The sequence below is a fragment of the Castellaniella defragrans 65Phen genome, from assembly GCF_000612685.1.
Taxonomy (GTDB): domain Bacteria; phylum Pseudomonadota; class Gammaproteobacteria; order Burkholderiales; family Burkholderiaceae_B; genus Castellaniella; species Castellaniella defragrans.
Genome location: NZ_HG916765.1, coordinates 143,378 through 156,729 on the forward strand (window position 1 = coordinate 143,378; position 13,352 = coordinate 156,729).

Annotated in this window: 13 protein-coding genes; 7 read left to right on the forward strand and 6 right to left on the reverse strand. The window is 69.0% G+C overall.

The genetic code is table 11. The features are described from left to right. Positions 1-12: 12 nt before the first annotated feature. The 5 genes from BN940_RS00650 to aroQ all read left to right on the forward strand — a co-directional run bounded on the left by BN940_RS00650 (position 13) and on the right by aroQ (position 4,321). The gene (locus BN940_RS00650) at positions 13-921 is read left to right on the forward strand and encodes a shikimate dehydrogenase (protein ID WP_043679029.1); all 909 of its coding nucleotides are present in this window, start codon (positions 13-15) and stop codon (positions 919-921) included. 15 nt (positions 922-936) lie between these two features. Next, a complete protein-coding gene (locus tag BN940_RS00655) occupies positions 937-1,446 on the forward strand; it encodes a TRAP transporter small permease (RefSeq protein ID WP_043685378.1) in 510 nt (169 codons plus the stop codon). Further along, a complete protein-coding gene (locus BN940_RS00660; protein WP_043679032.1) occupies positions 1,443-2,720 on the forward strand; it encodes a TRAP transporter large permease subunit in 1,278 nt (425 codons plus the stop codon). The genes BN940_RS00655 and BN940_RS00660 overlap by 4 nt, the downstream gene beginning before the upstream one ends. 37 nt (positions 2,721-2,757) lie before the next feature. Beyond that, entirely contained in the window at positions 2,758-3,780 is a 1,023-nt protein-coding gene (locus BN940_RS00665) for a TRAP transporter substrate-binding protein (RefSeq protein WP_043679035.1), read from the forward strand. Positions 3,781-3,874: 94 nt separating this feature from the next. Next, entirely contained in the window at positions 3,875-4,321 is a 447-nt protein-coding gene (gene aroQ / locus BN940_RS00670; protein ID WP_043679038.1) for a type II 3-dehydroquinate dehydratase, read from the forward strand. A gap of 94 nt (positions 4,322-4,415) precedes the next feature. Here the strand turns inward: aroQ and BN940_RS00675 are convergent, their stop codons facing one another. From BN940_RS00675 to BN940_RS00685, 3 genes are read right to left on the reverse strand one after another with little or no spacing between them, the layout of a single operon-like run. Then, the gene (locus BN940_RS00675) at positions 4,416-5,651 is read right to left on the reverse strand and encodes a CaiB/BaiF CoA transferase family protein (protein WP_043679041.1); all 1,236 of its coding nucleotides are present in this window, start codon (positions 5,649-5,651) and stop codon (positions 4,416-4,418) included. Further along, entirely contained in the window at positions 5,648-6,160 is a 513-nt protein-coding gene (locus BN940_RS00680) for a MaoC family dehydratase (RefSeq protein WP_242404237.1), read from the reverse strand. The genes BN940_RS00675 and BN940_RS00680 overlap by 4 nt, the downstream gene beginning before the upstream one ends. Before the next feature lie 26 nt (positions 6,161-6,186). Next, a complete protein-coding gene (locus tag BN940_RS00685) occupies positions 6,187-7,464 on the reverse strand; it encodes a 2-dehydropantoate 2-reductase (RefSeq protein WP_084330430.1) in 1,278 nt (425 codons plus the stop codon). A 204-nt stretch (positions 7,465-7,668) separates the two neighbouring features. On the opposite strand from BN940_RS00685, the gene BN940_RS00690 reads away from it, so the two are divergent. Continuing rightward, on the forward strand, positions 7,669-8,610 hold the full coding sequence (locus BN940_RS00690; protein ID WP_043679044.1) for a LysR family transcriptional regulator: 942 nt from the start codon (positions 7,669-7,671) through the stop codon (positions 8,608-8,610). Between the two features lie 4 nt (positions 8,611-8,614). Continuing rightward, positions 8,615-9,256, forward strand: a complete 642-nt coding sequence (locus BN940_RS00695; protein ID WP_043679047.1) for a TetR/AcrR family transcriptional regulator — start codon at positions 8,615-8,617, stop codon at positions 9,254-9,256. Positions 9,257-9,366: 110 nt separating this feature from the next. On the opposite strand, the gene BN940_RS00700 is transcribed toward BN940_RS00695, so the two are convergent. The 3 genes from BN940_RS00700 to BN940_RS00710 are packed head-to-tail and all read right to left on the reverse strand — an operon-like array spanning position 9,367 to position 13,191. Beyond that, on the reverse strand, positions 9,367-11,127 hold the full coding sequence (locus tag BN940_RS00700; protein ID WP_043679050.1) for a thiamine pyrophosphate-binding protein: 1,761 nt from the start codon (positions 11,125-11,127) through the stop codon (positions 9,367-9,369). Positions 11,128-11,149: 22 nt separating this feature from the next. Beyond that, on the reverse strand, positions 11,150-11,974 hold the full coding sequence (locus BN940_RS00705; protein WP_043679053.1) for a citryl-CoA lyase: 825 nt from the start codon (positions 11,972-11,974) through the stop codon (positions 11,150-11,152). 14 nt (positions 11,975-11,988) lie between these two features. Next, the gene (locus BN940_RS00710; protein WP_043679056.1) at positions 11,989-13,191 is read right to left on the reverse strand and encodes a CaiB/BaiF CoA transferase family protein; all 1,203 of its coding nucleotides are present in this window, start codon (positions 13,189-13,191) and stop codon (positions 11,989-11,991) included. Positions 13,192-13,352: the final 161 nt, after the last annotated feature.

Here is a 13,352-nt window from a genome sequence, read left to right on the forward strand (position 1 = left end):
GGAAGACATCCCATGCGTCCGGAAAACGAAACGCCCGCCCTGCTGCTCGGCCTGATTGGCGAAGGCATCGGCGAGTCCCTCAGTCCCACCCTGTACGAGCACGAGGCGGCGCGGCACGGGCTGCTCTGCATCTATCAGCGGATCGATCTGGACGAGCTCGGCCTGGGGCCGGCGAACCTGCCCGAACTCCTCACCGCCGCGGAGCGCTTCGGCTTCGCCGGCCTGAACATCACCCATCCCTGCAAGCAGGCCGTCATCCCGCACCTCCACGAACTGTCCGACGAGGCGCGCGTCATCGGCGCGGTCAACACCGTGGTCCTGCGCAACGGCCGGCGCATCGGCCACAACACCGATCACTACGGCTTCTCGCAGAACCTGCGCGAGAACCTGGGCGGGCGCGCGCCGGGCCACGTGGTCCAGCTCGGGGCGGGCGGCGCGGGCGCCGCGGTGGCCGACGCCATCCTGCGGCTGGGCGCGCGCAGCCTGACCCTGTTCGACCAGACGGCGGGCCGCGCCGAGTACCTGGCCCAGGCCCTGCGGACGCGCTTTCCCGGCATCCCGGTGGACGTCGGCGGCGATCCGGCCCAGGCCCTGCGCCGCGCCGACGGCCTGATCAACGCCACGCCGGTGGGCATGCGCAAGCATCCCGGCACGCCGATCCCGGGGTCGCTGCTGGAGCCGCGCCACTGGTTCGCCGAGATCATCTATTTCCCGCTGGAGACCGAGCTGCTGCGCATCGCGCGCGCAAAGGGCTGCCACACGATCGACGGCCTGGGCATGGTCGTGCACCAGGCGGCCCGCGCCTTCGAGCTCTATACCAACGGCATCGCCGCCGACGCGCGGCGCATGGCCGCGCACGTGGCGGAACTCCTGGCGCGCCGCGCCGCGGCCGCGGCCGACCGCCCCACCCATCCCGCCTGACGCGAGGATCCCGCCATGAAAAAAATCATCGATTCCTGCACGCACGGCCTGTCCTTCCTGATCGTGGCCATGCTGGCGGCAATGGTCGTGCTGGTGTTCGGCAACGTCGTCCTGCGCTACGGCTTCAATTCGGGCATCCTGATCTCGGAAGAGATGTCCCGCTGGCTGTTCATCTGGATCACGTTCCTGGGCAGCATCATCGCCATGCGCGAGAACACCCACCTGGGCTCCAATTTCGTCGTCCGGCGGCTCCCGCCGGCCGGCCGCCGCATCAGCCTGTTCATCGGCCGCCTCGCCATGCTGTACATCTGCTGGCTGGTGTTCTCGGGCGCCCTGTCCCAGACCCTCATCAACGTGTCGGTCGGCGCGCCCATCACGGGCATCTCCATGGGCCTGTTCTATGCCAGCGGCATGGTCTTCAGCGTCGCGGGCGCGCTGGTCCTGGTGGGCGACCTCTACCGCCTGGCCACGGGCTCCATGGCCACCGTGGACCGCTACATCGACGACGCCGGAGAACAAGCATGATCCTGACGACCTTCCTCGTCGCCCTGCTGGGCGCCATGGCCATCGGCGTGCCGATCGCCTTCGCGCTGCTCATCTCGGGCGCCGCCCTGATGTGGCAGCTGGACATGTTCGATGCGCAGATCCTGGCGCAGAACCTGATCAACGGGGCCAACAGCTTCCCCCTGCTGGCGGTGCCGTTCTTCATGCTGGCCGGCGAAATCATGACGGTGGGCGGCCTGTCCCGCCGTATCGTGGACTTCGCCATGGTGCTGGTGGGCCACGTCAAGGGCGGCCTGGGCTACGTCACCATCATCACGGCCTGCCTGATGGCGGCGCTGTCGGGCTCGGCCGTGGCCGACGCGGCCGCCATGACCGCCCTGCTGCTGCCCATGATGACGGCCGCCGGCCATGACCGCAAGCGCTCGGCCGGCCTGATCGCGTCGGCGGGCATCATCGCGCCCGTCATCCCGCCCAGCATCGGCATGATCATCTTCGGCGTCGCGGCCAACGTGTCGATCTCCAAGCTCTTCCTGGCCGGCATCCTGCCGGGCCTGATGATGGGTGCCGCGCTGTGGGTGACCTGGGCCTGGCTGGTGCGCCGCGAGCCGATCACGCCCCAGCCGCGCAAGAGCGCCCGGGACGTCCTGCACGCGGCGCGCGAAGGCATCTGGGCGCTGGGCATGCCGGTGATCATCATCGTGGGCCTGCGCTTCGGCGTGTTCACGCCCACCGAGGCCGCCGTGGTGGCCGCCGTCTACTCCTGGTTCGTCTCGACGTTCATCTACCGCGAGATGAACCTGCGCAGCCTCTACCAGGTGTTCCTCAGCTCGGCCAAGGTCTCCGCGGTCATCATGCTGCTGGTGGCGGCCGCCATGGTCAGCGCCTGGCTCATCACCGTGGCCGGCCTGCCCGACCGGATGGTGGACCTGCTCGAACCGCTGATCGGCGAGCCGCTGCTGCTGATGCTCGCCGCCATGGCCCTGGTGGTGCTGGTCGGCACCGCCATGGACATGACGCCCACCATCCTGATCCTCACCCCGGTCCTGATGCCCGCCGTCAAGGCGGCGGGCATCGACCCGGTGTATTTCGGCGTGCTGTTCATCATCAACAATGCCATCGGCCTGATCACGCCGCCGGTCGGCACCGTGCTGAACACGGTCGCCGGCGTCGGGCGGCTGAGCATGGACGATGTCACGCGCGGCGCCCTTCCCTTCCTGCTCGCGCAGCTCGCCGTGCTTTTCCTGCTGGTGCTGTTCCCCGATCTGGTGCTCGTTCCCGCGCGCTGGCTCTATTAATAGTTCGACAAGTGCTCGACAATCCAAGGAGACAACCATGAAACCCATGAAACGCCTCGTCCTTTCCTCCCTCATGGCCCTGGGCTTCGGCCTGGCATCCCTGGGGGTCGGCCACGCGGCCGACATCCGCGAACACAGCATCAAGTTCGCCTCGCAGAACAACAAGGGCCATCCCCAGGTCATGGGCATGCAGAAATTCGCCGACCTGGTGGCCCAGAAGTCCGGCAACAAGATCCGCGTCCGCCTGTTCCCCGGCGGCGTGCTGGGCGGCGACCTGGAAACGGTCTCCGCCCTGCAGGGCGGGACCATCGAGATGACCGTGCTGAACTCCGGCATCCTGCAGGCGCAGATCAAGGACTTCGCGGCCTTCGACTTCCCCTTCCTGTTCAACAACGACAAGGAAGTGGACGCGCTGGTGGACGGCCCCTTCGGCCAGACGCTGCACAAGAAGCTGCAGGACAAGGGCCTGATCGGCCTGGCCTATTTCGACCTGGGCTTTCGCAACATCACCAACGGCAAGCATCCGATCAACAAGCCCGAGGACATCAGCGGCCTGAAGCTGCGGGTGATCCAGTCGCCGATCTACGTGGACGTGTTCAAGGCGCTGGGGGCCAACCCCACGCCCCTGGCCTGGCCCGAGGTCTACAACGCGCTGGAACAGGGCGCCGTCGACGGCCAGGAAAATCCGTTCACGGTGATCCTGAACGCCAAGCTCGACGAGGTGCAGAAGTACCTGGCCGTCACGCGCCACATCTACAATCCGCAGTCCGTCATCATCAGCAAGAAGTTCTGGGATTCGCTCAATCCGGACGAGCAGAAGCTGATTCAGGACGCCGCCACCGAAGCGGCCGCCTACCAGCGCCAGGTGTCCCGCGACGCCGCCCACACGGCGCTGGAAACCCTGAAGAAGCACGGCATGCAGGTCACGGAACTCTCGCCCGCGGACCTGGACAAGATGCGCGCGATGGTCAAACCGGTGGTCGAAAAATATACTCGGGAAGTCGGCGAAGACACCGTCAAGTCGATGTACGCGGAAATCGACAAGATCCGCAAGCCCTGATCCCGTCCGGCGCGGGCCGTCCGCGGCCCGCGCCGGCTCTCCGATCCAGGCCGCCCCAGATCCACTCCAGACCACTCGATACAGGAAGCGTCGTATGAAAATTCTCATGCTGCATGGCATCAACCACAATATGTTCGGCAAGCGCGATCCCAAGCAATACGGGACGATCACGCTGGAACAGATCGACGCGCAGCTGGCCGACCTGGCCCGGGAACTGGGCGTCTCGATCGAGAGCTACCAGACCAACTGCGAAGGCGCGATGTGCGAGCGCATCCACCAGGCCTACCAGGACGGCGTGGACGCCGTGCTGATCAACGCCGGCGCCTGGACGCACTACAGCTACGGCCTGCGCGACGCGCTGGCGATCCTGACGGTGCCCATCGTCGAGCTGCACATGTCCAACATCCATGCCCGCGAGGAATTCCGCCACAAGTCCGTCTTCGCGGAAATCGCCCTGGGCCAGATCTGCGGCTTCGGCGTGGACAGCTACCTGCTGGCGCTGCGCGCGGCCGTGTCGGCGGCCAAGGCGAAGCAGGCCTGAACCCGGACCGCGTCCCGGCCGCAAGCCGGGCACGCCAAAAGGGGCGCCTCGCGGCGCCCCTGGTCTTTTCCAGCCCGGCGCAGGGCGCGGCGCTTCAGGTCTCCAGCCCGGCGACGGCGGCTTCCTGGTACAACACCCCGTCGCGCACCATGGCTTCGATGTCGGCGGCGCAGAAACCCAGTTCGGCGGCGATCCGCCGGTTGTGCTGGCCCATGAGCGGCGCCGGCTCGCGCAGGGTCGTGTCGCAGCCCGAGAAGCGGAACGGCGTATTGAGCAGGTCCACGTCGCCCAGCACCGGATGGTGCTGGCGCACCACCATGCCGCGCGCCCGGATCTGGGGGTCTTCCAGCACCTCGCCGATGTCCTGCACCTTGGCGCAGGGCACGTCCACGGCATCCAGCGCCGCCAGGCATTGCGCCACCGTACGCGCGCCGGTCCAGGCGCGCACGACGGGCAGGATCTCCTGCCGGTGGGCGTTGCGCCCCTGCGGCGAGTGGAACCGGACATCGGCCGCGAAGGCTTCGCCGCCCACCAGCGGCGCCAGACGCTTCCAGGATGCATCGACCTGCGCGGCGATGACCAGGCAGCCGTCCCGCGCCGCGAACACGCCGTAGAGGGTCGAGTCGGGCAGGTCGTGGCCGCTCTGCTCGGGCTTCACCCGGCCCTGGGACAGGGTGTAGCACTGGCCCGCGTACTCGTGCATGGAGACCAGGCAGTCGTACAGCGACAGGTCGATGTGCTGGCCGCGGCCCGACTTGATGCGCCCCAGCAGCGCGGCGTTGACGGCGGCCACGCCGTGGATGCCGGTGACCATGTCGCCCAGCGCGATGCGCAGCAGCGGCGGCGCTTCCCCCGGCGAGCCGATCATGGCCATGATGCCGCTCCTGGCCTCGGCGATCAGACCGAAGCCGGCGCGGTGGGACTCGGGTCCGGTGTGGCCGTAGGCCGAGACCGAGCAGTAGACCAGGCCCGGATTCAGCGCCGAGAGCGCCTCGTAGCCCAGGCCGAGCCGGGCCAGGGCGCCGGGGCGGTAGTTCTCGACGAAGACGTCGGCCGTGGCCACGAGCTTTTCCATCAGCTCGCGCCCGCGCGCGTCCTTCAGGTTCACGCACAGCCCCTTCTTGCCCATGTTCTGCTGCAGGAAGTAGCCGCTCTGGCCCTGGATGAAGAAGGGGTGCTGGCGTCCGGCGTCGCCCTCGGTGGGACGCTCGACCTTGATCACCTCGGCACCCAGGGCAGCCAGGCAGCGGGACAGATAGGGGCCGGCGAGGAAATGGCTGTAGTCGATGACCCGGATGCCCTCCAGCGGGCGTGCCTGCGCCGCCGTCATGGCGCGTCTCCCGCCGCGGCAGGCGCGAAGCCCGGCCTGCAGGGAATCATGAGCCGGTGCTCGCCGCGCTGCACGACCTCGCCATGCTGGTTGCGCATTTCCGCGGGCAGCACCAGGATGCCCCAGCCGGCGCGGCTGCGCGACAGGCGGGCGCTGGCGACGTGAAAGCGCACCTGCACCGTGTCGTTGATCTTGATCGGACCGGTGAAGTCCCAGGTCCAGCCCAGCGACATCCCGGGCACGAAGCGCAGGTCGGACCGGCTCTTGAGGCCGTCGGCCAGGGACAGGCCGAGCAGCCCGTGGGCCACGCGCGTGCCGAAGGGCGTGGTGCGCGCATAGGCCTCGTCGGTGTGGACCGGCGTGTGGTCGCCCGTCAGGTCGGCGAACGTGTCGATGTCCGCCTCGGTCACGGTGCGCGGGGGCGAAACGCCCCGGGCGCCGACCTCGACTTCGTCGAAATACAGTTCCTTCACCACGGGATTCACCACGGGATTCATCGCGGGATTCATTGCGGGATTCATTGCAGGGGTCCTTGTCAGCAATCGAATAGTTCGAGCGCGACGCCGTCGGGCGTGCGCAGCCAGTTCGGCCCCTGCGGCAGGACGGTCACGGGCCAGCCCGCGGCGCGCGCGAGCGCCGCCTCCAAGCCCCGCACGCGCAGGGCGACGTGGGCGATGCGGGATTGCGCCCGCCCGGCGTCGCCGGCCGCAGCGGGCGCGGCGATGAGCTGGACGCCGCCTTCGAGCCAGACCTGGCGGGGCGCCTCGGGCGGACCGTCGATCTCGCGCACCGGCATGCCCAGGACCTCCTCGAAGAAGCGGACGTGCCAGCCGATGTCTTCCACCCGCACGGCGGCGTGGTCGATGCCGGGCGGGCGCGCCAGCGCGGTCCGCCCCGCCATGGCCTCGATTCCCTTGACGCAGGCGGCCAGGGTGGCGTTGACCGGCGCGGCGATGCCCAGCCGCAGGCCGCGTTCGACCACGGCGCCGTTGATGTAGTCGATCTCGGTGGCGCTGCCCTTGTCCAGGCTCTGCAGCATCGAGGTGCGGAAGTCGGCCGGCAGGCCCGCGCCCGCCCTGCGCCAGGCTTCGAGCGGATCGGTGATGGACAGGCGCACGCCGGCGGCATGGGCGATCTCCATCGCCTCGCGCACCGCCGCCACGCCGACGGCTTCGAGCGGCGCGCACTGGAACAGCGGGCCGTAGGGCATGCGCGTGATGGCCGTGAGGGCGCCCGTCGCCACGTTGATCAGCAGCTTGTCCCAGATCGTGCCCAGGATGTTGTCGCTGAGCCGGACCGGCAGGCCGGCGCGCTCGAATTCCCGCGCGATGGCGAGCGCCCGGCCGGTGCGCGCGCCGTCGAGCTCGCCGAGGAGGGTTTCCTTGCCGCGCACGCCCGCAAGCACGTGGCCGGGCCCGAGCAGCGTCCCGCCCACGTAGGTCTTGCCCGCCAGCACGCGTTCGCGGCCGATGGATTCCGCCAGGATGTCCTCGTGGCCCAGGCCGTTCTGCAGGGACAGCGCCAGCGTGCCGGGACCGAACAGGGGACCGGCCTGCGCCAGGGCCTCGCGGGTCTGGAACGACTTCACCAGCACGACGACCAGGTCCACCGGCCCGACCGCGGCCGCCTCGGTCTCCGCCCGCAGGCGCACGCGGCGCTCGTCGTCCTGGTCGCGCAGGCGCAGCCCGCCGGCGCGGATGGCCTCGACGTGCGCGGCATTGCGGCTGAGCAGGACGACCTCCGAGCCTCCCTCGGCCAGGCTCGCGCCCAGGGCGCTTCCCAGCGCGCCGGCCCCCAATATGCAGATCTTCACAGTCCTTCGCTCCTTGCGCGCCTGCGCGCCGTCCGGCGCATGTCCGGGTCATGGCCGCATCGTGTCCGATGCGCATCCGCCGGCTCATCTCCGGCGGCCCATGCCGGATTCATGTCCGCCGCGTCTCCGGTCCATTCTAGGGAGGCGGGCATTTAAATTAAATGCAATAATCAAAATTCAATTCATTGTGTTTTTAAATACGGCATGGCGGATCCCCTGCTCGACGCGCTGCCCGAGACCAAGCTGCTGCGCCTGTTCGACGTGCTCTACACGGAGGGCAGCGTCACGGGCGCAGCGCGCACGCTGGGGCTGAGCCAGCCCACCGTCAGCATCTGGCTGGCGCGGCTGCGCGAGCAGCTGGGCGATCCGCTGTTCGTCCGCACGTCCGAGGGGATGAGCCCGACGCCGCGCGCGCGGGACCTGATCGATACCGTGCGCGCCACCCTGGAGGCCCTGCGCGCCATCGGCGGCGCGGCGCCGGCCTTCGACCCGATGCGCTCCGAACGGCGCTTCTGCATCGCCATGACCGACGCCAGCCACGTCAACCTGCTTCCCCGGCTGCTGGGCCACCTGCGGCAGGCCGCCAGCGGCTGCAGCCTGCGCGCCGCGCCGATCGACGATTCCCTGGTCGAGCGCCTGCAGTCGGGCACGGCCGACCTGGCCCTGGGGCTGATCCCGGAACTGGGCGCCGGCGTCTACCAGCAGACGCTGTTCACGCAGGACTGGGTCTGCCTCGCGCGCGCGGACCATCCCCGCATCGGCGGGACGCTGGACCTGCCGGCCTACCGCCGCGAGGGCCACATCGAGATCGCCGCGGGGACCGGCCATCACCTGCTCGAACACGCGCTGCGGCGCGCCGGGATCGAGCGCCGCGTCGTGCTGGAGCTGCCGGGATTCCTCGGCCTGTCAGCCGTGCTCGAAGCCGGCGACCTGCTCGTGACCGTCCCGCGCCAGACGGGCGAGACGCTGGCCGGCCGCGGGACGCTGCGGCTGCACGCCTGCCCTTTTCCCATCGCCCCCTTCAGCGTGAAGCAGCACTGGCACGCCCGATTCCACCACGACCCCGGCAACCGCTGGCTGCGCCAGGCCTGCATGGCCCTGTTCGGCCCGGACCGGTCCTCTCCACGCCCCTCCACGCCCGCTTGAAACCATGACCCCGACCCCACGACCCCGCGGCCGCGGCAACGATCCCGCCGCCACCCGGCAGAACATCCTCGAAGTGGCCATCCGGGAATTCGCCAAGAAAGGCCTGGCCGGCGCGCGCATCGACGAGATCGCCGCCCAGACTTCGACCAGCAAGCGGATGATCTACTACTACTTCAGGAGCAAGCAGGGGCTGTACCTCGCCGTCCTGGAGAAGTCCTACCGCGACATCCGCCACATCGAGGAAACGCTGCACCTGGAAAGCCTGCCGCCGATCGAGGCCGTGCGCACCCTGGTCGGATTCACGTTCGACTATCAGGCCGCCAATCCCAATTTCGTGCGGCTCGTGATGAACGAGAACATGCAGAACGGCCGCTACCTCGCGCAGTCCGCGTCGATCAAGGACCTGAACATCCCGGCGATCGACGGCATCCGCGAGATCTACGCGCGCGGCTGCGCCCAGGGCCTGTTCCGGCCGGGCCTGGACCCCATCGACCTGCATGCCTCGATCAGCGCGCTGTGCTTCTTCAACGTCTCGAACCAGCACACGTTCTCGCTGATCTTCAAGCGCGACATCATGGCCCCCGAAGCCTACGCGCAGCGGCGGCAGAACGTGATCGACATGATCCTGCGCTACATGCTGGCCTGAGTGGGCAGGGCGCCCGCGCCTAGGCACCGCCGCTGCGCCCGGACGCAGCCTTGGACGGCCGCCCGCCCGCCGGCGTGGAGGGGCGGGCGGCGGGCGTCGGATGGTTGCCGTCAATCTATGCTGACGTGGGAAATCTTTGCGTTCGGCGAGTAGATGTCAAGAATATTCCAATGGCCGGACGTGGGCACCGGATTGTTGCGCATCAGCACGTCGATGACGCACGGCTTGCCGCTGGCGATGGCGCGCGCCAGCGCGTCCTTGAATTCCGCGGTGTCCTGGATGCGGATGCCTTCGGCGCCGTAGGCGCGGGCCACGGCGGCGTAGTCCGGCGTGTAGGGCTGGCCGTCCTTGGCGAAGACCGTGCCTGTGGTCGTGCCGTAGTGCGCCTTCTGCAGGCCCGCGATGGTGCCGAAGGCGCAGTTGTTCATCACGACCCACACGACGGGGATGTCCTCCTCGACCGCGGTCGCCAGCAGCGCGGGATTCTGGCCAAAGCCGCCATCGCCCACCAGCGACACCACCACGCGGTCCGGGCAGGCCAGCTTGGCGCCCAGGGCGCCGGGCGCGCCGAAGCCCATCGTGGCATAGCCGCCGGGGGTGAGGATGCTGCCCGGCACGTAGACGGGGAACTGCTGGCCCACGCCGTTCTTGTTCCAGCCCACGTCGGTGGTGATGATGGCGTCGCGCGGCAGGACCTCGCGTACTTCCGACAGAATGCGTTCGGGCTGCATGGGGTAGCGGTCCTCGCGGATGAGCGTCGCGTTGCCGGCGGCGAATTCCTCGCGGTAGCGGGCGATGCGCGCGCGCATGGCCTCGTTGCGGCGGCCCGCGGGCAGCATCTCGCGCGCGACCCGGTTGAGCGCGACCAGCGCCTGGCGCAGGTCGGCGACCGCGCCGATCTCGACCGGATAGTTGCGGCCGATCTCGCTCGGGTCGATGTCGATGTGGATCAGGCGCGCGGGCGGGAAGCTGAAGGTGTAGCGGTCGTCCCAGGAGCTGCAGTCGGCTTCGGCGAAGCGCGTGCCCAGACCGATCACCAGGTCCGCGGTGCGGCACGCGTCGTTGACGAACTGCGTGCCCCAGAAGCCCGTCATGCCCAGGGTCAGGTCGTGGTCGTCGCGCAGCGCGCCCTTGCCCATGAGGGAATGGGCGACCGGGATGCCCAGGTGATCGACCAGCTGTTCGAGTTCCTGCGCGGCATCGGCCAGCAGGATGCCGCCGCCCGCGTAGATCACCGGACGCTCGGCGTCGATCAGGGCCTGGACGATGCGCCGCGCCACGGCCTCGTCCAGCGACGGCTTTTCGAGCTGGCGGGTGTGCGGGCGCAGGCGCTCGAACAGCGCGGTGTCGATTTCCTTGGAGAAGATGTCCATCGGCACGGACACCAGCACCGGGCCCGGGCGGCCGCTTTCGGCCAGCTGGAAGGCCTTCTCGACGATTTCGGGGAACAGGTCGGGACGCTCGACGCGCCAGGCGCGCTTCACGAAGGGACGGTAGACCTCCCATTGCGCGGCGTCGGCGTGCAGGTTGATTTCCTGGTGCGGATGCTTGCCGTAGTAGTGGCTGGGGACGTCGCCCGCGATCACGACCATGGGGATGGAGTCCAGGGCCGCGTTCGCCACGCCGGTGGCGGCGTTCGTCAGGCCCGGCCCGAGGTGGCTGAGGACCACGGCGGCCTTTTTCTTCATCCGCGCGTAGCCGTCGGCGGCGTGCGCGGCGATCTGCTCGTGGCGCGTGTTGACGAAGCGGATGGAGCTCTTGCCCAGCTCCGTCAGGACCGCGATGTTGGTGTGGCCGCACAGGCCGAAGACGTGCTCGACGCCGCGCTCTTCGAGGTAGCGGACCAGTTGCCGGGAAATGAGTTCTTGCATGGTGTCTGTCTCCTGAGACCGTTCATTCGGGAAGTTCGGCGTGCCGCGGCCCGGTGTAGGCGTACGGGATGGAAGGCGGCATGGGGCCCTTGATCCGGCGGCCTTCGCGCATCTGCTCCCAGGCATGGGCGAGGATGCCGACCGAGCGCGAGAGGATGAAGATCCCCCGTCCCAGTTCCGGCGCGAAGCCGAGTTCGGAATAGATCACCGCGGTCGCGCCGTCGATGTTCATGGGGATGTGGCGGCCCTTTTCCTGCTCCAGGACGGCTTCGACCTGGCGCCCGATCCGGGCGAATTCGCCCGAGACGACGCCCTGGGCGACCGCCTCGTCCACCAGGGCCAGCAGCCGCTTGGCGCGCGGATCGCGCGGATGGAAGCGATGGCCGAAGCCGGGCACGATCTTGCCGTGCGCGGCCCGATACGCGTCCAGCGCGGCCTTCACGGGCTGCGGCTCGCCGCGCCCGGCGCGCGCCACGCAGTCCTGGTAGATTTCCATGCATTGCTGGCCGGCGCCGCCGTGGATGTCGCCCAGCACGTTGACCGCCGATCCCATGGCGCCGTTCAGGTCCACGCCGCAGCTGATCGCCATGCGGGAAATGGCGATGGAAGGCGCATGCGGGCCGTGGTCCACGGAGGAGACCAGCGCGGCTTCGAGCAGCGCCGCCTGGGCCTTGCCGGGCAGTTCGCCGCGCAGCATGAGCCAGATCATTTCCGGGAAGCCGATCCGGCCGATCAGGTCCTGGATCGCATAGCCGCGGATGCGGATCTCGCCGGGGTGGATGTCGATGATGTCGGTGGACCACCACCGGCTGGCCTGGTCCACGCGATCGTCGTGCTGTGCCGTCATGTTTCGTCCTCTTTCTATACCACGTGTTCCTCGCGCAGCCGCGCGATCTCGTCCCGGCCGTAGCCCAGTTCCGCCAGGATCGGGTCGGTGTCCTGGCCGAGGGCCGGCGGCGGCGCCTCGACGTCGGGGCTGCCGCCGGCCATCTTGAATCCGGCCCGCACCAGCTCGATCGGCCGGCCCACGCCGGGCGCGTCGTCGAACCGCCGCAGCAGCGCGCGCTCGGCGATCTGGGGATGGGCCAGTGCATCCGGCACGCTCAGGACGCGCCCCGAGGGCACGCCGATGCCCGACAGGATGCCCTCCCATTCGCGGGCGGATTTCGTGCACAGGGCCCGCTCGATCTCGGCCGTGAGCGCGGCGCGGTTCTTCTTGCGGCTCTCGCGTCCGGCGAAGCGCGCATCGGTCTTGAGCTCGGGGCGGCCGATCACGTCCATCAGCGCCTCGAACTGCTCCTGCTTGTTGGCGGCGATGTTCAGCGGGCCGTCGCCCGTCCTGAAGGTGCCGGAAGGCACGGCGGTGAAGTTCTCGTTGCCCATGGGGCGGGGCTCCACGCCGGCGATCAGGTAGTTAGAGACCACCCAGCCCATCGTGACGATGACGGAATCCAGCATGGACACGTCGATGAAATCGCCCTCGCCGGTGCGCTGCTGGCGCACCAGGGCGCTGGCCACGGCGAAGGCGGCGGTGATCCCGCCGATGGTGTCGGCCATGGGATAGCCCACGCGCAGCGGCGCCGATTCTTCCGAGCCGGTGATGCTCATCACGCCCGACAGCCCCTGGACGATCTGATCGTAGGCGGGCGCGTGGCGCATGGGGCCGTCCTGGCCGAAGCCGGAGATCGCGCAATAGACCAGCCGCGGATTGACCGCCTTGAGCGCCTCGTACCCCACGCCCAGGCGGTCCATCACGCCGGGGCGGAAGTTTTCGATCAGGGCGTCCGCGGAGGCCACCAGGCGGCGCAAGACCTCGCGCCCGCCGGCGGATTTCAGGTTCAGGGTGATGGAGCGCTTGCCGCCGTTCTGCGCAAGGAAGGACGCCCCCATGCCGCGGCCGTTCAGCTCCGGGTCGGCGCCCAGCTGCCGGGCGAGATCCCCCGAGCCCGGCACTTCGACCTTGATCACTTCGGCGCCGAGCAGCGCGAACTGATAGGCGCAGAATGGCCCTGCCAGGACATTCGTCAGATCCAGTACGCGGATACCCGCGAGGGCCTTTGCCATTCTGTTCCTCGTCTCATGCTGATAATGGAATCGCCATGCCTAACTTTAGAACAGAATTCTGCTTGTCGCAACTGATTTATAGAATCGGCTTTTGTCTGGGGGAGTGCGCGACGGCATGCCAGCGCGCCGTTCCCTGCAGCCGGCCGGCGGCGCCCGGTGCG

Coding starts and splice junctions, on each gene's coding strand:
- BN940_RS00680 (WP_242404237.1), bottom strand. CDS start 6,160: ATGAATCCCGCGATGAATCCCGTGGTGAATCCCGTGGTGAAGGAACTG.
- BN940_RS00655 (WP_043685378.1), top strand. CDS start 937: ATGAAAAAAATCATCGATTCCTGCACGCACGGCCTGTCCTTCCTGATC.
- BN940_RS00710 (WP_043679056.1), bottom strand. CDS start 13,191: ATGGCAAAGGCCCTCGCGGGTATCCGCGTACTGGATCTGACGAATGTC.
- aroQ (WP_043679038.1), top strand. CDS start 3,875: ATGAAAATTCTCATGCTGCATGGCATCAACCACAATATGTTCGGCAAG.
- BN940_RS00700 (WP_043679050.1), bottom strand. CDS start 11,127: ATGCAAGAACTCATTTCCCGGCAACTGGTCCGCTACCTCGAAGAGCGC.
- BN940_RS00665 (WP_043679035.1), top strand. CDS start 2,758: ATGAAACCCATGAAACGCCTCGTCCTTTCCTCCCTCATGGCCCTGGGC.
- BN940_RS00650 (WP_043679029.1), top strand. CDS start 13: ATGCGTCCGGAAAACGAAACGCCCGCCCTGCTGCTCGGCCTGATTGGC.
- BN940_RS00660 (WP_043679032.1), top strand. CDS start 1,443: ATGATCCTGACGACCTTCCTCGTCGCCCTGCTGGGCGCCATGGCCATC.
- BN940_RS00695 (WP_043679047.1), top strand. CDS start 8,615: ATGACCCCGACCCCACGACCCCGCGGCCGCGGCAACGATCCCGCCGCC.
- BN940_RS00690 (WP_043679044.1), top strand. CDS start 7,669: ATGGCGGATCCCCTGCTCGACGCGCTGCCCGAGACCAAGCTGCTGCGC.
- BN940_RS00705 (WP_043679053.1), bottom strand. CDS start 11,974: ATGACGGCACAGCACGACGATCGCGTGGACCAGGCCAGCCGGTGGTGG.
- BN940_RS00675 (WP_043679041.1), bottom strand. CDS start 5,651: ATGACGGCGGCGCAGGCACGCCCGCTGGAGGGCATCCGGGTCATCGAC.